Source organism: Streptomyces sp. A0642 (genome assembly GCF_004795105.1).
Classification (GTDB): domain Bacteria; phylum Actinomycetota; class Actinomycetes; order Streptomycetales; family Streptomycetaceae; genus Streptomyces.
Genome location: NZ_SSBL01000015.1, coordinates 1 through 22659, shown reverse-complemented (window position 1 = coordinate 22659; position 22659 = coordinate 1). Strand labels below are relative to the sequence as shown.

Sequence of the window (22659 nt, the reverse complement as noted above, 5' to 3'; positions counted from 1 at the left end):
GGATGCGCCGTGTTGACCGGCAGTGACCCGGAGCTCGCCCGCTCGTTGAATCACTTCCCGCGCGCCGGTACGAAGCCCCTTCGAGCCCTCCGCGTTCGGTGAAACGGGTGAACTCGAGGAACGCGCGTGCCGGAATAATCGAATACCGAGGCGAAAACCACCCTTTGGGGTGAACTCACGTCGGGTGTCTGTCAGTTCACCCTCTGTGCGTAAAGATTCACGGAGTCGAGGCCACCGGTGCCCGCGATGTCCCCCATTGGACGGCGCCGGTGGCTCCATGTCTCTTGTGGGGGTTCCACCATCTTGAACAGCAACACCTTCCGCCTCGCCGCCCTGGCGGTCGCCGCCGCTCCCGTCGCCCTGCTGGTCGCCGTCCCGGCGCAGGCCGCCACCGCGACCACCGCCACGACCACCGGCGACGGGAAGGCGAGCGCGGTCGTGCTCCGTACCGCACTCGACGTCTCGCTCCTGAACAAGACGCTCGATGTGCCGCTCAAGGCCACGCTCAACGAGGTCCACGCGCCGCGGAGCGCCGAACAGACCGCGTTGACCGTGAAGCTCGACGGTGTGGAGGGCGGAAGGCCGGTCAGCGTGCTGCGTGCCGATGTGGCCACGGCGAAGGCGACCGTGCGCAAGCACCGGGCCGAGGGCTACAGCAATGTGGTCAAGGCGCGTCTGCATGTCCCCGGTCTGCCGCTGCTCCCGCTGGTCGAGGTCGAGCAGGTCACCTCCAAGGCCGTCTGCGAGGTCGGCCACAGGCCGGTCGCGGAGTCGAACGTCCTGGGACACGTGCGGGTCCTCGGCAAGCGCGTCCGCCTGACCGCCGGAGGGACCACGCAGATCGCGGTGAAGGGCGTGGGGTCGGTGACGCTCGCCCTGTCGAAGACGAGCACCACCTCGCGCACCGCGGCGGCTGTGGCGCTCCAGTTGAAGGTCTCGGTCAACCCGCTGAACCTGAACGTCGCGGATGTGAAGGGGGAGGTCACGCTCGCCGAGGCCACCTGCGAGACGCCCAAGAGGCCCGGTTCGGGTGGCGGTACGGGTGGCGGTGACAACGGCGGTGGTCACAGTGGCGGGTCCGCCAACGGCGGCGGTGACAGCGGGGGGTCCGCCAACGGCGGCGGTGACAACGGCGGCGGTGACAACGGGGGTGGTGACAACGGGGGTGGTGACAGCGGCGGTTCGTCCGACGGCGGTTCGTCCGACGGCGGTTCGTCCGACGGCGGGGCCACCGACGGCGGTTCCACCAGCGCCGGTTCAGGCACCGCAGGTTCCTCGGCCGGCTCCACGGGCGGCGACACCGGCGGAGACGTGAAGACCCAGACCGGCACCGGTGACGCGCCCCGGACCAGCGACGCCGACCTCGCCGAGACGGGCAGCAGTTCCACCACGCCGTACATCGCCGGTGGCGCCGCGCTCCTGCTGGCGGCCGGCGCCGGCGCGATGGTCGTGACCCGGCGCCGTGCGCAGGACTGATACCGGGGGGAGGGGAACAGGGCCCGAGGGGGCGGCCGGGGGGCCGTAGGGGGAACGGGGAAGAGGGGGAACGGGGGAACAGGAGAACGGGAGCGGTGTTCCGTACACGGAGCACCGCTCCCCGCTCGGTGCCCGGCACGCGCTGTGCGGCGAACGCGGTCCTGCCGCCCGGCGACGGGCGAGGGGCCGCGCACCGGGACGCACCGCGACGCGGCGGGTCAGCGGACGGGGCGGGCGGGCCGCACGGGGGTCATCCACTCACCGGCTCACCACGGACAGCGCCTGGAGTGCCTGGTCGAATGCCTGCAGGAAGCGGTTGGTCGTCGTACGGTCCCGCACCGCCAGCCGCAGCCACGCGTCGCCGAGCCCCGGAAACGTATCGCCGCGGCGGGCCGCGAAGCCCAGCATCCGCAGCCGCTCCCGTATCTCCGCGGCCCGCTCCAGCCGGATGAGGACGAACGGTCCCTGCGCCGGCTCCACCACACGTATCTCGGTGAACTCCCGCAGCCCCGCCACCAGATGGCAGCGGTCCACCGCGATCCGGTCCGCCGCCGCGGCCGCCTCGGCCAGTGCCCGCGGCTCCACACACGCCTCCGCCGCCGCCAGCGCCGGCGAGGAGACCGGCCACAACGGCTGGGCCTCCTCCAGCGTGCGGATCGTCTCGGCCGCGGCCGTCACGTACCCGATCCGCAGCCCGGCGAGTCCCCACGTCTTGGTGAGGCTGCGCAGGACCACGAGCCCCGGGATGTCCGTACGGCCGCACAACGCCTCGCGCTCGCCCGGCACCGCGTCCATGAACGCCTCGTCGACCACCAGCGTCCGGCCGGGACGCGCCAGCCGTTCCAGCACGGCCGCGGGATGCAGCACGGACGTCGGGTTCGTCGGATTTCCGACGACCACCAGATCCGCGTCGTCCGGCACGGCCGCCGGATCCAGCCGGAAGCCGTCCACGGCCCGCAGCAGCACCCGCCGCACCTCGTGCCCGGCCGCGCGCAGCGCCGCCTCCGGCTCGGTGAACTGCGGATGGACCACGACCGGCCGCCGGGCCGGCAGCGCCCGCGCGATCAGCACGAACGCCTCCGCCGCACCCGCCGTCAGCAGGACCCGCTCCGGCGGCAACCCGTGCCGGGCGGCGACCGCCGCACGCGCCGCGCGCCCGTCCGGGTACGCGGCGAGCGTGCCGAGGGACGCGGCGATCCGCTCCTTCAGCCAGGCCGGTGGGGTGCCGGCCCGTACGTTGACGGCGAGATCGGTCAGATCCCGTCCCCGTCCCCGTACTTCCACGTCACCGTGGTGACGCAGATCGTGCGCGCCCGCGCCTGTGGCGTCGGGGCGTTCAGTGGGAGTGTGCATGACCGCCATGGTGGGGGTGGTGGTGATGGCCGTCGTCGTCAGGGTGGAAGTGCGGCTGCTGCGGCAGTCCCACCTTGTCCTCGAAGCCCGGCAGCGCGATCCGGTACACGCAAGAGTCGCAGTTCATCCGCAGATCGCCCTTGACGGCCTCCCGGTAGCGCTCCATGACCAGATCGAGCAGTTCCTCCGCGGCGCCGATCACTTCGGCCGACCGGACGTCCAGCTCCGGGTGGGCGGCGGCCCACTCCGTGGTCTGGTCACGCACACGGTCCGGCAGAATGCCGGTGAAGAGGAAGTACGGCAGAACGACTATGCGCCCCGCACCCAGCTTCACGCAACGGTCCAGACCGGACGGCACATCAGGGGCGGCCAGCGAGACGAAAGCGGTTTCCACGCCCGCGTAGCCCCGCCCCTCCCAGAACAGCCGCGCCGCCTTGTGCACCTCGGCGTTGGCGTCCGGGTCGGTGGAACCGCGTCCCACCAGCAGAATCGTCACCTCGGACCGGTCGGTGTCGCCCAGCACCTCGTCCACGCGCCGCTCCAGCACCTTCAGCAGCGCCGGATGCGGGCCCAGCGGACGCCCGTACGTGTACGAGATGCCGGGGTGGCGCTCCTTCTCGCGGGTCAGCGCCGCAGGGATGTCGCCCTTGGCGTGGCCGGCCGACACCAGCATCAGCGGAACGGCGGCGAAGTGCTTGACGCCCTGTTCGACGAGCTCGGTCACGGCGTCGCCGAGCGGCGGCGGCGACAGTTCGATGAATCCGCCGGCGACGGGCAACTGCGGGTTGCGGGCGCCGAGTTCGGCCACGAAGTCGCGGAAGGCGGCGGCCCCGCCCTCGTCCCGGGTGCCGTGGCCGGCGATGAGCAGGGCGGGCTGGGCGGACGGGGTGTTCACGGGTTCTCCTCGGTGTTCCTGGGGGTGGGGGCGGGGGGTGGCGGCGGACCGGCTCACGGCGCGGTCGTGGCCGACTGCCAGCGGTAGCCGCGCGGGGTGACCATGCGGCCGGCGATCTCGCGGGTGGCCGTGTTGCCGACGGTGACGACGGTCATCATGTCGACGGTCGCCGGGTCCAGGGCGGCCAGCGAGGTCACCCGGCTGGACTCGTCGGGCCGGGAGGCGTTGCGCACGACGCCCACCGGCGTGGTCGGTTCCCGGTGTTCCGACAGAATCGACAGCGCCTTCGGGAGCTGCCAGTCGCGGCCCCGGCTGCGCGGGTTGTAGAACGTCACGATGATGTCGGCCTCGGCCGCGGCCCGGACCCGGCGCTCGATGACCTCCCACGGCGTGTGCAGATCGGAGAGGCTGATCGACACGTGGTCGTGGCCCAGCGGGGCGCCCAGGATCGCGGCCGCGGCCAGTGCCGCCGTCACCCCCGGCACTCCCACCACGTCGATGTCGGCGCCCGCCTCGGCCAGCGCCGGCGAGGCCATCGCGTACACGCCCGCGTCACCGCTGCCGATCAGCGCCACCGCATGGCCCTTGCGCGCCTCGGCGACCGCGGTCCGGGCCCGTTCCTCCTCGGCGCCTAGGCCCGACTCCAGGACCGTGGTGCCCGGCCGCAGGAGATCCCTGATCTGGTCGACGTACTGGTCGAGCCCGACCAGTACCGACGCCCGGCGCAGCTCTTCGCGGGCGCGCGGTGTCAGCAGGTCGCGCGCCCCGGGGCCGAGCCCCACGACGGCGAGCCGCCCGCGCGGCGCCCGGCGCACCACCGCACAGGTCGCCATCGCGGCCCGTCCCTCGGGCGCCGACTTCCGTTTCGGTACGAGGAGTTCGCCGCCCTCCGCGAGCGCCGCGGCCTCCGCCACCGACGGCGTGCCGACGGCGGCGAGCGGCGCGTCGGACGGATGCGGCACCTCGATCCGGGCCAGCGCCCCGGCGGGATACGTCCGCAGCGGCACGCCCAGCTCAGCGGCGGCCGCCACGATCGCGGGCTCCTCGCCCTTCGCGTCCACGGTCACCAGTTCCGCGATGCTCAGCGGCGAGAGCCCGGCCTCCGCGAGCGCGTCCCGGATCAGCCCGAGCACCTCGCCCGCGGGCGCGTCCTTGGACGCGCCGACCCCGACGGCGAGGGAGGCGGGCCGCAGCACGGCCTCGCGCGCCGCGAGTGCGACCACCCGGTCGGTGAGGTGCAGCACGGCGGCGCTCGCGCCCCCGGCCGCCACGTTCGGCGGCAGCGCGGGCAGCGGCCACACCGCATCCGCCCGCAAGGCCACCGGAGCCCCGTCCAGCATCGCCCGCGACACCCCCGCGACATCCCCCTCCACGGGGAGCCCCAGCATGTCAAGGCCGGGAACGCCCACCGCGTCCGTCGCCGTCGTCACCACCGGCGCGGCCCCCAGCACCTCGCCGACCGCCACCGCCAGGGCGTTCGCCCCGCCGCCGTGCCCGCCGAGCAGCGCCACCGCGTGACGCCCCGCCTCGTCCACACAGACGACTCCGGGATCGGCCGACTTGTCCCGGAGCAGCGGACCGACCAGCCGCACCACGGCCCCCGTCGCCAGGAAACACACCAGCTGCTCGCACTCGGCGAACGCCCGCCGCACTGCCTCGCCCACCGGGCCGTCGTAGACCACGGCTCGGCCGGGCCAGGCCGCGGCCAGCCGGTCACGGGCGACGGCGCCCGCCGCCGTCGCGGAGATCAGGCCGATCACTGGGTTGCTCCTTCACTTGCACCGGCCGCGGAGCGGACGCCCCACAGCAGAAAGACCGGGTTGGCCGCGGCGAGCCGGGTCACGTCACCGGGCAGCGGCGCCAGCCGCGACGACTGCAACAGCACGCCCTCGGGGGCGAACCCGGCAGAGGCCAGCGCCGACCGCACCGGACCCACCCGGTCCAGCGCCGCCACCGCCACCACCACGGCACGCCGCGCCCGCCGGGCGCACGCCGTCACGATCGCGGGCAGCTCACGTCCGCCGCCCCCGATGAACACCGCGTCGGGGTCCTCCAGATCGGAGAGCACCGTGGGTGCGGCGCCGTGCACCGCCCGCACGTACACCCCGTGCGCGGCGGCGTTCGCCCGGATCCGCTCAACCCCGTCCGCGGTCTTCTCGACCGCCACGGCGGCCGCGCCGAGCCGCGCGCACTCCACCGCCACCGATCCCGAACCGGCGCCGACGTCCCACACCAGATCACCGGTGCGCGGCCCGAGCCTGGCCAGCGCCAGCGCCCGCACCTCGAACTTGGTGATCATCGAGTCCCGGTGTTCGAACTCCGCTTCGTCCAGCGCCCATCCGGCCGGACCGGCGTCCGCACCGGCCACCGTCCGTACCGGCGACAGGGCCCGCGACTCGTCGAGGCACAGCACCACGCTCACCGGATCCGGCCAGGGCCGGGCCGCCGCCTCCCGGGGCGTCAGCCGCTCGACGCGCTCGCGCTCCGGGTCGCCGAGCGCCGTCGCGACGACCAGGATCCGCTCCTCGCTCCGGTACAGCAGCCCGGCCGCCAGCTCCGCCGGCCCGGCGCCCGGCCCCGTCAGCACCGCGACCTTCGGGTGCGCGAAGCACACGTTCACCGCGGTCCTCGGATCACGCCCGTGCGCGCTGACGACGACCGCGTCGTCCCACGGAAGACCGAGCCGGGCGAACGCCACCGCGATGGACGGCGCCCCCGGCCGCACATCGAGCGCCGCGGAACCGAACCGCTCCGCCAGCGCCCGGACGATCCCGAAGAACCCCGGATCACCGGAGGCCAGCACCACGACCCGGGCCCCGTCCTCGGCGAGGTGCCTGCCGATCCGGTCGAGCGCGGGAGACAGCGGCCCCAGGACCACCCGCCCGGCGCCCGCCGGCAGCGCGGCGCCGTCCAGATGGCGCCGGGCACCGACGACGAGGGTGGCCCCGGCCAGCGCCTCCACGGCGTCGGGGGTGAGCGGCGCCCCCGTACCCGTACCGAAGACGCGGATCACGAGCCGGACCGCTGGGCTCGCAACTCGGCGCGTGCCGCCTTGTCGGCCTTGCGGTACCCGTGGAAGTGCCCCGGGTGGTACAGGTGCGAACGCGTCCCCGACGCCGACAGGGCCGGGCCGACCAGGAACAGCGTGTGCTTCCAGAGCTTGTGCTCCTTGACCGTGGCCTCCAGCGTCTCGATCGTGCAGTGCAGGATCAGTTCCTCGGGCCACGTCGCCTGATAGGCGATCACGACGGGCGTCGACGTCGGGTAGCCGCCTTCGAGGAGCTCCTGGGTCAGCTGACCGGAGCGGGCCGCCGACAGGAACAGCGCCATCGTCGTGCCGTGCCGGGCGAACTCCCGGACCTCCTCGCCGGGCGGCATCGGGGTCTTGCCCCCGCCGAGCCGGGTCAGGATCACCGACTGCGCCACCTCGGGGATCGTCAGCTCGCGCTGCGCGATGGCCGCGACCGCGGAGAACGACGACACGCCGGGCACGATCTCCACCGCCACGCCCAGCTCACCGCAGCGGTCGACCTGTTCCTGGGTGCCGCCCCACAGCGCCGGGTCGCCGGAGTGGATCCTGGCGACCTTCAGCCCCTCGTCCGCCGCCCGCCGGTACACGGCGACCACCTCTTCGAGGGACATCTGCGCCGAGTCCAGGATCTCGGCGCCCTCCCGGGCGTGGTCGAGGACCTCCGCCTGCACCAGGCTGGCGGCCCAGATGACGATGTCGGCGTCCGCGATGGCCCGCGCCGCCCGGAAGGTCAGCAGATCGGCGGCGCCGGGGCCGGCACCGACGAACGTGACGGTGCCGTGGGCGGGCGCGGCGACCGCGTCGACTGCTTCGGACATGGAACGGTCCTTTCAGGACGGAAGACAACGGGACATGACGGTGGGCGCCCGGAGATGCGGGCACCGGGGTCAATCGGCTAGCAAGAGCCCATGGCGGTGTTCGTCGCGCTCGGCGCGTTCCTGATGACCCTGGTCGGCGGCTGGGTCGCCCAGCGCGTCACCGACCGCCGCCACCTGGTGCTCGGATTCGCCGGCGGACTGATGCTCGGCGTCGTCGGCCTCGACCTGCTGCCGGAGGCCATGGAGGCCGCGGGCGGCCTCGTCTTCGGCGTACCGGCGGCCCTGCTGCTGTTCGTGGGCGGCTTCCTCTTCGCGCACCTGGTGGAGCGTCTGCTCGCCGTACGCCAGGCCGCACACGGGGCGAGCGAGGAACGCGTGCCCCAGGTCGGACTGACGGCGGCGGCGGCCATGGTCCTGCACAGCCTGATGGACGGCGTGGCCCTCGGCGCGGCCTTCCAGGTCGGCGGAGGCATGGGAGCGGCCGTCGCCCTCGCCGTCATCACCCACGACTTCGCGGACGGCTTCAACACCTACACGATCACCAGCCTGTACGGAAACGCCCGCCGCAAGGCCCTGACGATGCTGTACGCGGACGCGTCGGCGCCCGTCGTCGGCGCGGCGACGACGCTCGTGTTCACCCTTCCGGAGGAACTCCTCGGCTGCTATCTCGGCTTCTTCGGCGGAGTGCTGCTCTACCTCGCCGCAGCCGAGATCCTGCCCGAGGCGCACCACGACCACCCGGCCCGCTCCACCCTGCTGTGCACGATCGGGGGAGTGGGCTTCATCTGGCTGGTGGTGGGCTTCGCGCAGTGACCGCCTCACAGCTTGCCGCCCCGCCCGCCGTCGCGCGGCGCGGGCGCGATCAGCGTGGAGAGGTACGGCAACGGGCCGTCGGCCAGTTCCGCCGCCGGCCGGATCGACTCCTCCGGCAGCCCGAGCGCCGAACCCCACACCGCGTCCTCGGTCCGCCCCGTCTCGCTCAACGCCGCGGCGACCTCCTCGGCCAGCCGCCCGAACTTGTACGCGACGACCGTCCCGGGCCCCTTGAGGGCCTCCCTCAGCACATCCGCCCCGGCGGTCACCGGCACGAGCGTCAACGGCTCGGTGCCCTCGGTCAGCACCGCGCCGCTGCGCGCCGCCAGATCCTGCATCGCCGTGATCCCCGGCACCGTCACCACGGCCGTCCCCGGCAGCAGCTCACCGATCGTGTGCGCGAGATACGTGAACGTCGAGTACACATTGGGGTCCCCGATGGTCGCGAACGCCACCGAGCCATGCGTACGCAGCAACTCCGCGACCCGCCCGCCCGCCTCGTCCCACGCCGCCTCCCGGCGCGCCCGGTCCGTCCGCTCGTTGAGCGCGAACACGACCCGCACGACCTTCTCGGCCCCGACGTAGTGCAGCACCGTCGCCTCGGCGCGGCCCCGCTCCCCGGTGTCCATCACGGGCACCACGACGACCGCGGCGTCCCGCAGCGCGTTGACGCCCTTGACGGTCACCAGCTCCGGATCACCGGGCCCGACGCCGACCCCTACCAGTGTGTTCATCCCTTGCACCTCTCCACGAATCGGCGGGCCGCACCGGGCGCCGAAGCCCAGTGGGTATGCAGATAACTCGCGTGCACGCCCTGCCGCACGAACCCCTCCAGGCGCCGCTCCGGCTGGTGCATGCCCCAGGCCGGTGTGTCGCCCGCGCCGGGCTCCAGCACGGTGCGGTGGAACTCGTGCCCGCGCATCCGCGTCCCCGCGGCCGCCAGCACGCTGTCGGAGACCGCCACGGCGTCCCGGTACCCGAGCGTCAGCCGCTCCGACATCCGCGCCTCGGCGTCCAGCACCCCGCACATCGGCCGCCCGTCCAGCGACCGCGCCAGATACAGCAGCCCCGCGCACTCGGCGGCCACCGGAGCCCCGGACGCCGCCAGCTCCGCGACGGCCCCGCGCAACGACTCGTTGGCCGACAGCTCGGGCCCGTACACCTCGGGAAACCCGCCCCCGACGACGAGCCCGCGAGTCCCGTCGGGCAGCGCCTCGTCCCGCAACGGATCGAACGGCACCACCTCGGCCCCGGCGGCGGCGAGCAACTCGCCGTGCTCGGCGTAGGAGAAGGTGAAGGCGGGACCGGAGGCGACGGCGACGACGGGAGCCCCGGAATCCAGCCCCTCCGGCGAACTTCCCGGCGCTGCCCGCGTACCCTCCAGCTCCGGTGCTTGAGGAGCGGGGGCCAGCGGGCGGCGTTCCCGGTCACGCGAAGGGCCGGGGAGGGAAACGGCACCGCCGAGGGCGGCATCGCCCCCCACAGCCTCCGCCGCGCCCTTCACAGCCTCCACCGCGCTCCACACCGCACCCGGCACCGGCGGCGCCGAACGCGCCAGGGCCATCAAGGCATCCAGGTCGCACCCGGCCCGCACCCGGTCCCCCATCGCCGCGACGGCGGCCACCGCGTCGCCCCGCCGCTCGGCCACCGGCACCAGCCCCAGGTGCCGCGACGGAACCGCCACCTGCGCGGCGCGCCGCAGCACCCCCAGCACCGGAACCCCGGACTCGTCCAGGGCCTCCCGCAACAGCGCCTCGTGACGGTCCGAGCCGACCTTGTTCAGGATCACCCCGCCGATCCGCACCTGCGTGTCCCAGGAGGCGAATCCGTGCACCAGCGCCGCCACGGACCGCGACTGCGACGACGCGTCCACCACGAGCACCACCGGCGCCCGCAGCAACTTCGCGACCTGCGCCGTGGAGGCGAGCTCTCCCTGCCCCGACGCCCCGTCGTACAGCCCCATCACGCCTTCGACGACCGCCAGGCCGCACCCCTGCGCACCGTGCGCGAACAGCGGAGCGATGAGCTCCGGCCCGCACATGTACGCGTCGAGATTGCGCCCCGGCCGCCCGGTGGCCAGCGTGTGGTAGCCCGGATCGATGTAGTCGGGGCCCACCTTGTGCCCGGACACGGCGAGCCCCCGCCCGGCGAAGGCGGCCATCAGACCCGTCGCGACGGTGGTCTTGCCGCTGCCGGACGCCGGCGCGGCGATGACCAGGCGCGGCACGTTCACCACTCGATGCCCCTCTGGCCCTTCTGCCCGGCGTCCATCGGGTGCTTCACCTTCGACATGTCGGTCACGAGGTCCGCCGCGTCCACCAGCGCGTCCGGCGCGTTGCGCCCGGTGATCACCACGTGCTGGCTTCCGGGCCGGCCGCGCAGCACCTCGACGACCTCATCGGTGTCGACCCACCCCCAGTGCATGGGGTAGGCGAACTCGTCCAGCACGTACAGCCGGTACGTCTCGGCGGCCAGATCACGCTTGACCTGCTCCCAGCCCTCCCGCGCGGCCGCCTCGTTGTCCAGCTGCTGATCGCGCTGGACCCAGGACCAGCCCTCGCCCATCTTGTGCCAGGCCACGGACCCGCCCTCGCCGCTCGCGCCGAGGACCTTCAGCGCGTTCTCCTCGCCGACCTTCCACTTCGCCGACTTCACGAACTGGAAGACCCCGATCGGCCACCCCTGATTCCAGGCGCGCAGGGCGAGCCCGAAGGCCGCCGTCGACTTCCCCTTGCCGATGCCGGTGTGCACCACCAGCAACGGCCGGTTGCGGCGCTGTCGGGTGGTGAGTCCGTCGTCCGGCACGCTGACCGGCTGTCCCTGCGGCATTACGCGGCCCTCCTGCTGTAGCCCTGAACGTCCTTGACGAGCCCGGCGATCGCATCAGCCCGCAGCTCGTCGAGCGTGACGGCGGTGCCGCCCAGATCACCCGCGAGGCTCCCCGCGAGCCCGAGCCGTACGGGCCCCGACTCGCAGTCCACGACCACGGAGGCGGTGCCCTCGGCCTCGTGCAGCCGTGCGGCCCGCGCGGCCAGCGCCACCGGCTCCGGCCCCCCGGTAGCCCGTCCGTCGGTCACCACGACCAGCAACGGCCGCCGCGAGGGATCGCGGAGCCGCTCCACCCGCAGCACGTCATGCGCCTTCAACAGCCCCGCGGCCACCGGGGTACGCCCACCGGTCGGCAGCATCTCCAGCCGCGCGGCGGCCGCGTCCACGGACGACGTCGGCGGCAGCACCACCTCGGCGTCCTTGCCCCGGAAGGTGATCAGCCCGACCTTGTCCCGACGCTGGTACGCGTCCATCAGCAGCGACAGCACCGCACCCTTCACCGCGCTCATCCGCTGCCGGGCGGCCATCGACCCGGACGCGTCCACGACGAACAGCACGAGGTTCCCCTCGCGCCCCTCGCGCACCGCCTGCCGCAGGTCGTCCCGCCGCACCACCAGCCCCCGCCCCGACCGGCCCCGGGCCCGCTGATGCGGGGCGGCGGCCTGCACGGTCGCGGCCAGATGCAGCTTCGTCAGCGCGCCCCGCGGCCGCCGCGCGCCGGTCGTCCGGCCGTGCTCCGTACGCGCCCGGGACCGCCGCCCCGCCGTGCCCTCGCCCAGACCGGGCACGCTCAGCACCTTCGTACGGAACGGCTCACCGGCCCGTACGGGCTGCTGCTCACCGCCCCCGGAGGACGGTCCCCGGGCCGGCTCCCGCTCCTTCTCCCCGCCCTGCTCGGGTACGGACTGCGCGGGCGTGTCGTCGGCTCCGCCCTCGCCCTGCGGCGGTGTGCCGGGGCCCTCGCCCCCCGGCGGGCGCCCACCGCCCCCCGGGCCGTCCGGGTCCGGATCGTCGTCCTCGGAGCTGTTCTGCTCCAGCGTGTCGTCGAGCTTGTCCTCGTCGAGCCCCGGCGCGTCGAAGGGATTGCGCCGGCGCCGGTGGGGGAGGGCGAGCAGGGCGGCCTGCCGGACGTCCTCGGCGAGCACGTCCGTGCGCCCGGCCCAGGCGGCCAGAGCGGTGGCGGTCCGGGCCATCACGATGTCGGCCCGCATCCCGTCGACCTCGAAGGCCGCGCAGGTGGCCGCGATCTGGCGCAGGGCGCCGTCCCCGAGCCGCACTCGGGGCAGCAACGCGCGCGCGGCCACGATCCGCGCCCGCAACGCGCCCTCCTCGTCGGCCCACCGGGCGGCGAACGCGGCCGGATCCTCGTCGTACGCGAGCCGGCGCCGCACGACCTCGACCCGCAGGTCGGTCTCGCGGGACGCGGCGACCTCGACGGTCAGCCCGAACCGGTCGAGCAACTGCGGGCGCAGTTCACCCTCCTCGGGATTCATGGTCCCGACGAGCAGGAAGCGCGCGGCATGCCGTACGGAGACGCCTTCGCGCTCGACGTAGGAAGCACCCATGGCGGCGGCGTCGAGCAGCAGGTCGACCAGGTGGTCATGGAGGAGGTTGACCTCGTCGACGTACAGAATCCCGCGATGGGCGTCGGCGAGCAGCCCGGGCTCGAAGGCCTTCACGCCCTCGGCGAGCGCCCGCTCGATGTCGAGCGCCCCGACGAGCCGGTCCTCGGACGCGCCGACGGGCAGCTCGACGGTCCGCGCCGCCCGTGACACGCCGGGCCCGGCCTCGTGGGGCCCGTCGGGACACGCCGGATCGGGGGACACCGGGTCGCAGGAGAACCGGCAGCCGGGGACGACGGACACCTCGGGCATGAGCGCGGCCAGGGCGCGCACGGCGGTGGACTTGGCGGTCCCCTTCTCGCCGCGCACGAGGACGCCGCCGACGGCGGGCGAGACGGCGTTGAGGAGCAGGCCGAGCCGGAGGTCGTCCTGCCCGACGAGGGCGGTGAAGGGATAAGGCGTACTCACAGGACCTCCTTGGGGGAGCGGTTCGATGTCAGCCTCCGGGGGTCCCCCCGGACGGGGTCCGGGGGAGTCCGGGGAGCGGGGGTCCGGGGGCGGAGCCCTCGGTCACGGGAAGGGGCCGGACACGGGAGGAGGCCCGCCGCGGGCGCCCCGCGACGCCCGCTCACGCGTCCCCCTCCAGATCCCCTTCGAGCTCCAGGTACGTGGCCCGCAACCGCTCCAGCGTCTCCGCGTCCGGCTCCGCCCACAGCCCCCGCTCCGCCGCCTCCAGCAGCCGCTCCGAGATCCCGCGCAGCGCCCAGGGGTTGGACCTCTGCATGAACTCCCGGTTCTCCGGATCGAAGACGTACTCGGCCGACAACTTCTCGTACATCCAGTCGTCGACCACCCCCGCCGTCGCGTCGTACCCGAACAGGTAGTCCACGGTCGCCGCCATCTCGAAGGCGCCCTTGTACCCGTGCCGCCGCATGGCCGCCATCCAGCGCGGGTTCACGACCCGCGCGCGGAAGACCCGGTGGGTCTCCTCGCCCAGCGTCCGCGTCTTCACCTGATCCGGCGTCGCCGAGTCGCCCACATAGGCCTCGGGCGACTCACCCGTCAGATGCCGCACCATGGCGACCATCCCGCCGTGGTACTGGAAGTAGTCATCCGCGTCGACCAGGTCGTGCTCCCGCGTGTCCACGTTCTTCGCCGCCACCGCGATCCGCCGGAACGCCGTCTCCATGTCCCCGCGCGCCGCCCGCCCCTCCAGCCCGCGCCCGTACGCGTAACCGCCCCAGACCGCGTACACCTCGGCCAGGTCCGCGTCCGAGCGCCAGTTGCGCGCGTCGATCAGCGGCAGCAGCCCCGCCCCGTACGCCCCCGGCTTCGAGCCGAAGATGCGTGCCGTGGCCCGGCGCCGGTCACCGTGCTCCGCGGTGTCCTCGTCGGCGTGCGCCCGTACGTAGTTGGCGTCGGCCGGCTCGTCCAGTTCCGCCACCGCGCGCACCGCGTCGTCGATCAGGCCCACCACATGCGGGAACGCGTCCCGGAAGAAGCCCGAGATGCGGACCGTCACGTCGATGCGCGGCCGGCCCAGCTCGCTCACCGGCACCACCTCGAAGCCGGTGACCCGGCGCGAGGCCTCGTCCCACACCGGGCGGCAGCCGAGCAGCGCCAGGATCTCCGCGATGTCGTCGCCCTGGGTGCGCATGGCGGACGTGCCCCACACGGTCAGGCCGACCGACTTCGGGTAGGCGCCCGTGTCGGCGAGGTACCGGGCGATCAGCGAGTCCGCGAGCGACTGGCCGACCTCCCACGACAGCCGGGACGGGATCGCCTTCGGGTCCACCGAGTAGAAGTTGCGGCCGGTCGGCAGCACGTTGACGAGCCCGCGCGTCGGCGAACCCGAGGGGCCCGCCGGGACGAAGCCGCCGTCCAGGGCGAGGAGGATGTGGTCGATCTCGTCGGTCGTCCGGGCGAGCCGGGGCACGACCTCCTCGCAGGCGAATCCGAGGACGGCGACCGCGTCCGGGAGTTCGGAGCCCAGCACCTCCCGCACCAGACCGGCCACCGCCGTGAGCTCCCAGCCGCGCGCCTCCATGCCCTCCGCGAGGCGGCGGCACAACTGCTCCAGCAGGTCGATGGCGTCCGCGCCCGTCCTGGCCGGGCCGTCCACCAGCTCACTCAGCTCGGCCGGCACCTTCACGGCGGCGCCCGGCTCGCCCAGCAACTCCTTCTCGCTGAGCCCGAAGTGCCCGGCGAGCGCCGCCCGCAGTCCGGGCAGGGCGTTCGCCGTACCGCCCCACACCTGCGAGGCGCGCAGCACGGCCAGCACCAGGTTGACCCGGGCCTCGTCGGCCGGGCCACCGCCCAGGATGTGGAGACCGTCGCGGATCTGGACGTCCTTGATCTCGCAGAGGTACCCGTCGATGTGCATGACGAACGAGTCGAAGGCGTCGTCGCCCGGCTGCTCGTCGACATGCAGGTCGTGGTGGAGCTCGGCGGCCTTGACCAGCGTCCAGATCTGCGCCCGCACGGCGGGTGCCTTCGTCGGGTCGAGATCGCTGACCAGCGCGTACTCGTCGAGCAGCTGCTCCAGCTTCGCCAGATCCCCGTACGTGTCGGCGCGCGCCATCGGCGGCACCAGGTGGTCCACCACCGTGGCGTGCCCCCGGCGCTTGGCCTGGGTGCCCTCGCCCGGGTCGTTGACGATGAACGGGTAGATCAGCGGCAGCTCGCCGAGCACCGCGTCCGGGCCGCAGCCGGCGGACAGCCCGAGGCCCTTGCCGGGCAGCCACTCCATCGTGCCGTGCTTGCCCATGTGGACGACCGCGTCCGCCCCGAAGGAGTTCTCCAGCCAGCGGTACGTCGCCAGGTAGTGGTGCGAGGGCGGCATGTCCGGGTCGTGGTAGATCGCGATCGGGTTCTCGCCGAAGCCGCGCGGCGGCTGGATCAGCACCACCACGTTCCCGAACTGGAGCGAGGCGAGGACGATGTCCTCCCCGTCCACGTAGAGGGAGCCCGGCGGCTCGCCCCAGTGCTCCAGCATCGAGTCGCGCAGTCCCGGCTCCAGGGTCGCGAACCAGGCCCGGTAGTCGGCCAGCGGGACCCGGGCGGGGGCCGCCGCGAGCTGCTCCTCGGTCAGCCACTCCACGTCGTGGCCACCGGCGTTGATGAGGCGGTGGATGAGTTCGTCGCCGTTGTCCGGGTGACCGTCGACCCCGTAACCGGCGTCGCGCAGGGCGTCCAGGACGCGGACGGCGGAGGCGGGCGTGTCCAGGCCGACCGCGTTGCCGACGCGGGAGTGCTTGGTGGGGTAGGCGGTGAAGACGAGGGCGAGCTTCTTCTCCGCGTTGGGCTTGTGCTTGAGGACGGCGTGGCGCACGGCGATCCCGGCGACGCGTGCGGCCCGCTCGGGGTCGGCGCGGTACACGGGCACCTCGTCCGGGCCCTGCTCCTTGAACGAGAACGGCACGGTGATGAGCCGGCCGTCGAACTCGGGGATGGCGACCTGCATCGCCGCGTCCATGGGTGTCAGGGCCGCGTCCGACGCCTCCCAGGAGGCCCGCGAGGAGGTGAGGCAGAGCCCCTGGAGCACCGGCACGTTCAGGTCGGCGAGCGCGCCGATGTCCCACGCCTCGTCGTCGCCCCCGGCGGAGGCGTCCGACGCGCGGGTGCCGCCGGCCGCGAGCACCGTGGCGACCAGGGCGTCGGCCCGGCCGAGGAGCTCGTACAGCCCGGGGTCCGCCCCGCGCAGCGAACCGCAGTACACCGGGAGGGCGTTGGCGCCGCGCGCCTCGACGGCGTCGCACAGCACGTCGACGAACGAGGTGTTGCCGGAGAGGTGGTGCGCCCGGTAGAAGAGCACGCCGACGGTCGGACGCCCCTCGGTGAACGTACGGCTGCCGTGCAGTCCCCACTCGGGCATCTTCTGCGGTTCGGCGAAGCCGTGCCCGGTCAGCAGGACGGTGTCGGAGAGGAAGCGGGCGAGTTCGACCAGATTCCCGGGGCCGCCCTCCACCAGGTAGCGCAGCGCCTCGGCCACGACGCCGGCCGGCACGGACGACTCGGCCATCAGCTCCGCGTCCGGCACCGACTCGCCGCCGAGCAGCACGGTCGGGATGCCGGAGGCCTTCAGGGCCGCGAGGCCGTCCTCCCAGGCGCGTTTGCCGCCCAGGAGGCGGACGACGGCGACGGTGGAGCCCGCGATCAGCGCGGGCAGCTCGTCCCGGACGTCGATACGGGTCGGGTTGCCGATCCGGTAGGGGGCGCCCGAGGCGCGGGCGGCGAGGAGGTCCGTGTCGGCCGTCGACAGCAACAGCACGGTGCTCAGCGGGGCGTCGAGTGGGGCGTTCATGCGCGTGCTCCAGGTGCTCCGGGGGCGATGAAGGGAAGTCCTGCCGGTGCGCCCGACTCGATGAGTCGCCACAGCGCATCGGTGTCCGCGTGTTCTTCGATCAGGTCGCCGAGGCGGTCGAGCTGTTCCTCCCGCAGCGCGGCGAAGCAGGTGTCGGGCGCGGGCTCGAAGCGGCGGCCGGCGGCCCGGGCGATCTCGGTCAGGAAGCGGCGGCGGAAGGCGTCGCTCTCCAGCGAGCCGTGCCAGTGGGTGCCCCACACGGCGCCGGCCCGGCAGCCGTCGAGGCGGTGTCCCCGCCCGTCGGTGAGAAACGGTTCGCCGCCCCGCACGTCCGCGACGCCGTGGTGGATCTCGTACCCCTCGACCGGGGCGCCGAGTGCCTCGCCGACCGGCCGGGCGAGGGTCTTCTCGCGGTCGAACCGGATGCGTACGGGCAGCAGCCCGAGCCCGTCGACCTGCCCGGCGCGCGACTCCACGTCGTCCTCGATGTGTTCGCCGAGGATCTGGTAGCCGCCGCAGATGCCGAGGACCGGGCGGCCCTCGGCGGCGCGCCGCAGCAGCGCGTCGGCGAGCCCGCGCTCGCGCAGCCAGGCGAGCGCCTTCACGGTGCCGCGGGTGCCCGGCACGATGACGAGGTCGGCGTCGGCCAGCTCCTCGGCGCGGTCCACGAAGCGGACGACGACGCCCGGTTCGGCGGCGAGCGCGTCCACATCGGTGAAGTTGGACATCAGCGGCACGGCGCACACGGCGACGCGCAGGATGTCCTCGCCGTGCGGCGGCGCGACGGCCGATTCGCGGACGGTGCCGCGCAGCGAGACCCGCAGTCCGTCCTCCTCGTCGATGCCCAGGCCGTGCGCGAAGGGCAGCACCCCGTAGGTCGGACGGCCCGTCAGCTCGCGGAGCATGTCCAGGCCGGGCTCCAGCAGCGAGACGTCGCCGCGGAACTTGTTGACCAGATAGCCGGCGATCAGCGACTGGTCCTCGGCCGAGAGCAGCGCCGTCGTGCCGAAGAACGAGGCGAAGACCCCGCCGCGGTCGATGTCGCCGACGACCACCACCGGGAAGCGTGCCGCCCGCGCGATGCCCATGTTCACGATGTCCGTGCGCCGCAGATTGATCTCGGCCGGACTGCCCGCCCCTTCGCAGATCACCGCGTCATACGTGCCCCGGAGTTGCTCCAGGCAGTCCACGACCGTGGACAGGAGCGACTCCTGACGGCCGCCGTGGTAGCCGCGGGCACTCATCTCGCCGACCGGACGCCCCATCAGGACGACCTGGCTGGAGCGGTCGCTGCCGGGCTTGAGCAGCACCGGGTTCATCAGGGCGGTCGGCTCCACCCGGGCGGCCTGGGCCTGCATGGCCTGGGCGCGGCCGATCTCGGCGCCCTCGCGGGTGACGAAGGAGTTGAGCGACATGTTCTGCGCCTTGAACGGCGCGACCTTCACGCCGCGGCGCACCAGCCAGCGGCAGATGCCCGCCGTGACGACGCTCTTGCCCGCGTCGGAGGTGGTCCCGGCGACCAGCAGCCCGCCGCTCATATCAATCTCCGTCCTGAGAGTCGAGGTGCCGCGGTACGGGTGCCCGCGGTACGGGTGCCCGCGGTACGGGTGCCCGCGGTACGGGTGCCCGCGGTGCGCGGCCGTGCGGCGGGGGCGCCCTGGGTGCGGCTCCCCGCGATCCGCCGTGCCGCGAGCCCTGCGCCCAGGCGGGCCGCCACGCTCACGCCGAGGGCCAGTGCGCTCACCCGGCGCGACAGCCGCACGGCCCGCTCGATGTCCGCGGGCTCCACGGCCCGTCCCGTCCCGCCGTTGAGGACGGGACGGTGTTCGACCCGGCCGCCGTACGAGAGCGTCCCGCCGAGCCGCACCCCGAGCGCCCCCGCGAACGAGGCCTCCACCGGGCCCGCGTTGGGGCTCGGGTGCTTGGCCGCGTCCGCCCGCCAGGCCCGGACCGCTCCCCGTGGCCGCCCCCCGGCGGTCACGGCGAGCAGGGCCGTCAGCCGGGCGCCCGGCCAGCCCGCGAGGTCGTCGAGGCGGGCCGAGGCCCAGCCGTAACGCCGGTAGCGGGGCGACTTGTGACCGACCATCGCGTCGAGCGTGTTCGCCGCGCGGAACCCGACGAGTCCGGGAACCCCGCCCAGCGCGCCCCACACCAGGGCGCCGACCACGGCGTCCGAGGTGTTCTCGGCGACGGACTCCACGACGGCCCGGGCGATCTGCGGGCCGTCCAGGTACTGCGGGTCGCGGCCGCACAGACGCGGCAGCCGCGCACGGGCCAGTCCGAGGTCCCCGGCTGCCAGGGCGTCACCGATGGACCGGGCCTCGCGGCCCAGCGACGTACCGCCGACGACGGTCCAGGTGGCGGCGGCGGTCAGGACGACGGACGCGGCGGGGTGGCGGCGCAGCGCACGGGCGGCCAGGGCGGCGCCCCCGGCGGCGCCTCCGGCGCAGATCAGGGTGTGCAGCGCGCCCCACCCGCGGTGGTCGCGCCACAGACGGCGTTCGACGCCTGCCGCGGCCCGCCCGAAGGCGGCGACCGGGTGCCCCCGGCGGGGATCACCGAGCAGCAGATCGCCGATCAGACCGGCCGTGGCGCCGTACGCGAAGATGCGATCGGCACGCACGGTTCAGCCGGCCGTTGCGCCTCGGAGGGTCTGGGGACCTGTTCGGAGTGGCACAGGGACGGACGCACGGCAGCCGGGCATGGCGATATGTCCTCACTCAGGGTCCGCGCCCTGGTTCGACGTGACGGCGACGAGAGTCTCCTGGCTTCCGGATCCGCAGTTCCCCCGGCCTTCCAGTCCGCTTGCGTGGACCGTGACTTCCGTGGTGGGGGACTGCTCCCCGGTGACAGTGGCGGGACCGCGCCGGATTCGCACCGGCTTCCTCTGCTGTCGCCGTAATGGCTCCGGCAGTCCACCACGCCCCGCGAACACCCGTCAACTCGCCGTTGACCTGCGGCGGCGCAGTGTGCTGAGACGCACATCGGGCCGGACGCACACGAGGTGCGTCCGGCCCGATGCGGGTGGGTCGGGTGGGGCTCAGGCGACGATCAGATAGATGCCGTACGCCACGGCCGCGGCGCACAGGCCGAAGCAGACGTACGCGCCGGTGCGCGCCAGCAGGAGCGATCCGCCCCCGGAGCCGCCCTGCGCGGCCGGTTCCGGCTGCTTGGAGAGGCCGACGATGCCGAGGGTGAAGAGGCCCACGAGCGCGACGGTGGCGACGAGGGAGACGCCGAAGACGGTGCCAAGGGCTGCCCAGTCGATGTTCATGTGGATCTGTCCTTACCGGGGCTCTTAGACCGTGGCGGGTCGGGCCGGGTCGGCGACCGGTCCGGCCGGGGCCGGGATGGTGGCCGTGAGGTCGTGGGTCTGCGCGGCCGCGGTGGGCGGCGGGCTGACGGCCGCGATGGCGGTGGTGACGACGCCCGCCGGCTCGCCGGTTCCGGCGTCCGCGTCCTGGCCGCCGGGTGCCACGTCGCCGTGCCCGACGGGCTTGCGGCGCGACAGCGTCCAGATCGCACCGGAGCCCGCGATCAGGAGCGCCGCGACGACCACGACACCCCAGGTGCCCTGCTTGGTGAGGAACTCCGCACCCGCGCCGACCAGACCGGCGGCCGGCAGGGTCAGGCCCCAGGCGACGAACATCCGGGTGGCCGTCGACCACCGGACGACGCCGCCCTTGCGGCCGAGGCCCGCGCCCATGACGGCGCCCGAGCACGACTGCGTCGTGGAGAGCGAGAAGCCGAGGTGGGAGGAGGCCAGGATGACCGTGGCCGCACTGGTCTGGGCGGCGAAGCCCTGCGGCGGCTTCAGCTCGGTCAGGCCGCTGCCCATGGTGCGGATGATGCGCCAGCCGCCCAGGTAGGTGCCGAGTGCGATGGCGAGGCCGGCGCACACGATGACCCAGACCGGCGGGTTGGAGCCGGGGGCCAGGACGCCGCCGGTGACCAGGGCGAGCGTGATGATGCCCATCGTCTTCTGCGCGTCGTTGGTGCCGTGCGCGAGCGAGACGAGCCCGGCCGAGGCGATCTGCCCGGCGCGGTAACCCTTGGCGGTGGCCTTCTCCTGGGCCCCGCCCGTGGCCTTCCCGCCGAGGCGGTACGTGAGCCGGGTGGCCAGCAGCGCGGCCAGACCGGCGACGACCGGCGCGGCGACCGCGGGGAGCAGCACCTTGGTGACGACGGTGCCGCCGTCGACCGACGACCAGCCCGCGGACATCACCGCGGCGCCGATCAGGCCGCCGAACAGCGCGTGGGAGGAGCTGGACGGCAGGCCGACCAGCCAGGTCAGGAGATTCCACAGGATGGCGCCGACGAGCGCCGCGAAGATGACCTCGGTTCTGAGCCCGTCTTCGTTGATGATCCCGCCGGAGATCGTCTTGGCGACCTCCACCGACAGGAACGCGCCTACGAGGTTGAGAGCGGCGGACATGGCCACCGCTGTCTTGGGTTTGAGTGCGCCGGTCGAGATGGTGGTGGCCATCGCGTTGGCGGTGTCGTGGAAACCGTTCGTGAAATCGAACACTAGAGCTGTCACGATCACAATCGCGAGCAGCAGCGTGATGTGTTCCATTTACCCAGGCAATCGTTCGACGTCAGTGGCACGTGGACCGTAGGCAATCTGAGTGAACGGAAGATGAACTGGGCAGGGCGTTGCGGTGACCCCAACCGGAGTGCCGCCGCCCTTTTCGTCCGCCGGGTGACGGTGGGATTCCGGTACAGGCCGGTGTGGGCCCGGAATCCGGGGTCCGCGCGGGCCGTCGGGGGAGGGGCGGCGAGGGTCCGCTCATCCGTTGAAAGGATCTTCGTATGAGCGGTGAGTGGCGGGATTCGATCGAACGGGCCTGGGACGCGGTCGTCACCACGGCCCGCAGGACGGCCTCCGAGGGACTGGTCGTGGGCACTTCGGGCAATGTGTCGGCGCGGATCGGCGGGACCGTCCTGGTCACCCCGAGCGGAGTGCCGTACGACCGGCTCCGCCCCGAGGACCTGACCGGAGTCGATCTGGAGGGAAATCAGGTCCTCGGCGACCTGGCCCCCACCAGCGAACTCCCACTCCATCTCGCGGTCTACCGGAACACCGACGCGGCTGCCGTCGTGCACACCCACGCCGTGCACGCCACGGCCGTCTCCACGCTGGTCGCCGAGGTGCCGTCGGTCCACTACGCCGCCGCGATGCTGGGCGGTCCCGTGCGGGTCGCCGGCTACGCCCGGTACGGCACGGAGGAACTGGCCGAAAGCATGCTCACGGCGCTCCGCGACCGCACCGGCTGCCTGCTGGGCAATCACGGGACGGTCACCTACGGCGCGACCCTGGACGAGGCGTACGACCGCACCGCCCAGCTGGAGTGGCTGTGCCGCCTCTGGCTCACCGCCAGCTCCGTGCCCGGCCGCACCCCGGCCTTGCTCACACCGGAGCAGCTGAGCGAGGTCGGGGAAGCGCTGAAGGGGTACGGGCAGCCACGCGGGAGCCGGTGAGAGGGGGGCGGGTGCTGGGCGAGGCGCTGGGTGGGGGTGCCCCTGCCGGCCCCGACGCTGGGCGAGGGCGGCCACTGCCCGGCCGGGGGGCGGACAGG

The 22659-nt window shown here is 73.8% G+C and carries 16 protein-coding genes, 1 pseudogene and 1 riboswitch; of the genes and pseudogenes, 3 read left to right on the top strand and 14 right to left on the bottom strand.

Going from position 1 to position 22659, the window contains the following annotated elements:
* The first annotated feature begins 303 nt into the window (after positions 1-303).
* Positions 304-1476 carry an SCO1860 family LAETG-anchored protein gene (locus E6R60_RS23310; RefSeq protein ID WP_136328574.1) on the top strand — a complete coding sequence of 391 codons (1173 nt, stop codon included), beginning with the start codon at positions 304-306 and terminating at the stop codon, positions 1474-1476.
* A gap of 258 nt (positions 1477-1734) precedes the next feature.
* Here the strand turns inward: E6R60_RS23310 and cobC are convergent.
* The 5 genes and pseudogenes from cobC to cobM form a co-directional block, all read right to left on the bottom strand.
* A pseudogene (cobC, locus tag E6R60_RS23305) lies at positions 1735-2841 on the bottom strand (Rv2231c family pyridoxal phosphate-dependent protein CobC); the annotation flags it as partial.
* Positions 2813-3724, bottom strand: coding sequence for a sirohydrochlorin chelatase (locus E6R60_RS23300; protein ID WP_136328572.1), 912 nt, complete (start codon positions 3722-3724; stop codon positions 2813-2815). The pseudogene cobC and the gene E6R60_RS23300, both read right to left, overlap by 29 nt.
* Positions 3725-3777: 53 nt before the next feature.
* Positions 3778-5484, bottom strand: a complete 1707-nt coding sequence (gene cobJ, locus E6R60_RS23295) for a precorrin-3B C(17)-methyltransferase (protein WP_136328571.1) — start codon at positions 5482-5484, stop codon at positions 3778-3780.
* Positions 5481-6737 (bottom strand): precorrin-6y C5,15-methyltransferase (decarboxylating) subunit CbiE, encoded by a 1257-nt coding sequence (gene cbiE / locus E6R60_RS23290; protein WP_136328570.1) that lies wholly within the window; start codon positions 6735-6737, stop codon positions 5481-5483. Before cbiE ends, cobJ begins: the two co-directional genes overlap by 4 nt.
* The gene (cobM, locus tag E6R60_RS23285) at positions 6734-7573 is read right to left on the bottom strand and encodes a precorrin-4 C(11)-methyltransferase (protein WP_136328569.1); all 840 of its coding nucleotides are present in this window, start codon (positions 7571-7573) and stop codon (positions 6734-6736) included. The genes cbiE and cobM overlap by 4 nt, the downstream gene beginning before the upstream one ends.
* Before the next feature lie 90 nt (positions 7574-7663).
* Here cobM and E6R60_RS23280 point away from each other — a divergent pair, with 90 nt between their 5' ends.
* A complete protein-coding gene (locus tag E6R60_RS23280) occupies positions 7664-8386 on the top strand; it encodes a ZIP family metal transporter (protein WP_136328568.1) in 723 nt (240 codons plus the stop codon).
* Between the two features lie 5 nt (positions 8387-8391).
* Here the strand turns inward: E6R60_RS23280 and cobI are convergent, their stop codons facing one another.
* The 9 genes from cobI to E6R60_RS23235 all read right to left on the bottom strand — a co-directional run bounded on the left by cobI (position 8392) and on the right by E6R60_RS23235 (position 21656).
* Positions 8392-9120: a precorrin-2 C(20)-methyltransferase gene (cobI, locus tag E6R60_RS23275; RefSeq protein WP_136328567.1), complete on the bottom strand. Its 729-nt coding sequence runs from the start codon at positions 9118-9120 to the stop codon at positions 8392-8394.
* Complete coding sequence (locus E6R60_RS23270; RefSeq protein ID WP_136328566.1) at positions 9117-10622, bottom strand: cobyrinate a,c-diamide synthase; 1506 nt, start codon at positions 10620-10622, stop codon at positions 9117-9119. Before E6R60_RS23270 ends, cobI begins: the two co-directional genes overlap by 4 nt.
* Positions 10616-11215, bottom strand: coding sequence for a cob(I)yrinic acid a,c-diamide adenosyltransferase (gene cobO / locus E6R60_RS23265; protein WP_136328565.1), 600 nt, complete (start codon positions 11213-11215; stop codon positions 10616-10618). Before cobO ends, E6R60_RS23270 begins: the two co-directional genes overlap by 7 nt.
* Positions 11215-13245, bottom strand: coding sequence for a putative cobaltochelatase (locus E6R60_RS23260; protein WP_136328564.1), 2031 nt, complete (start codon positions 13243-13245; stop codon positions 11215-11217). Before E6R60_RS23260 ends, cobO begins: the two co-directional genes overlap by 1 nt.
* Before the next feature lie 160 nt (positions 13246-13405).
* Positions 13406-17056, bottom strand: a complete 3651-nt coding sequence (cobN, locus tag E6R60_RS23255) for a cobaltochelatase subunit CobN (RefSeq protein ID WP_136328691.1) — start codon at positions 17054-17056, stop codon at positions 13406-13408.
* A 20-nt stretch (positions 17057-17076) separates the two neighbouring features.
* Positions 17077-18618: a cobyric acid synthase gene (locus tag E6R60_RS23250; RefSeq protein WP_136328563.1), complete on the bottom strand. Its 1542-nt coding sequence runs from the start codon at positions 18616-18618 to the stop codon at positions 17077-17079.
* Entirely contained in the window at positions 18615-19703 is a 1089-nt protein-coding gene (locus E6R60_RS23245) for a cobalamin biosynthesis protein (protein ID WP_240802654.1), read from the bottom strand. Before E6R60_RS23245 ends, E6R60_RS23250 begins: the two co-directional genes overlap by 4 nt.
* Positions 19704-19837: 134 nt before the next feature.
* A riboswitch (cobalamin riboswitch) is annotated at positions 19838-19969 on the bottom strand.
* Positions 19970-20120: 151 nt separating this feature from the next.
* The gene (locus E6R60_RS23240) at positions 20121-20354 is read right to left on the bottom strand and encodes a hypothetical protein (RefSeq protein WP_136328562.1); all 234 of its coding nucleotides are present in this window, start codon (positions 20352-20354) and stop codon (positions 20121-20123) included.
* 24 nt (positions 20355-20378) lie between these two features.
* Positions 20379-21656: an inorganic phosphate transporter gene (locus E6R60_RS23235; RefSeq protein WP_136328561.1), complete on the bottom strand. Its 1278-nt coding sequence runs from the start codon at positions 21654-21656 to the stop codon at positions 20379-20381.
* Between the two features lie 236 nt (positions 21657-21892).
* On the opposite strand from E6R60_RS23235, the gene E6R60_RS23230 reads away from it, so the two are divergent.
* Entirely contained in the window at positions 21893-22561 is a 669-nt protein-coding gene (locus E6R60_RS23230) for a class II aldolase/adducin family protein (RefSeq protein ID WP_136328560.1), read from the top strand.
* The last annotated feature ends 98 nt before the right edge of the window (positions 22562-22659 follow it).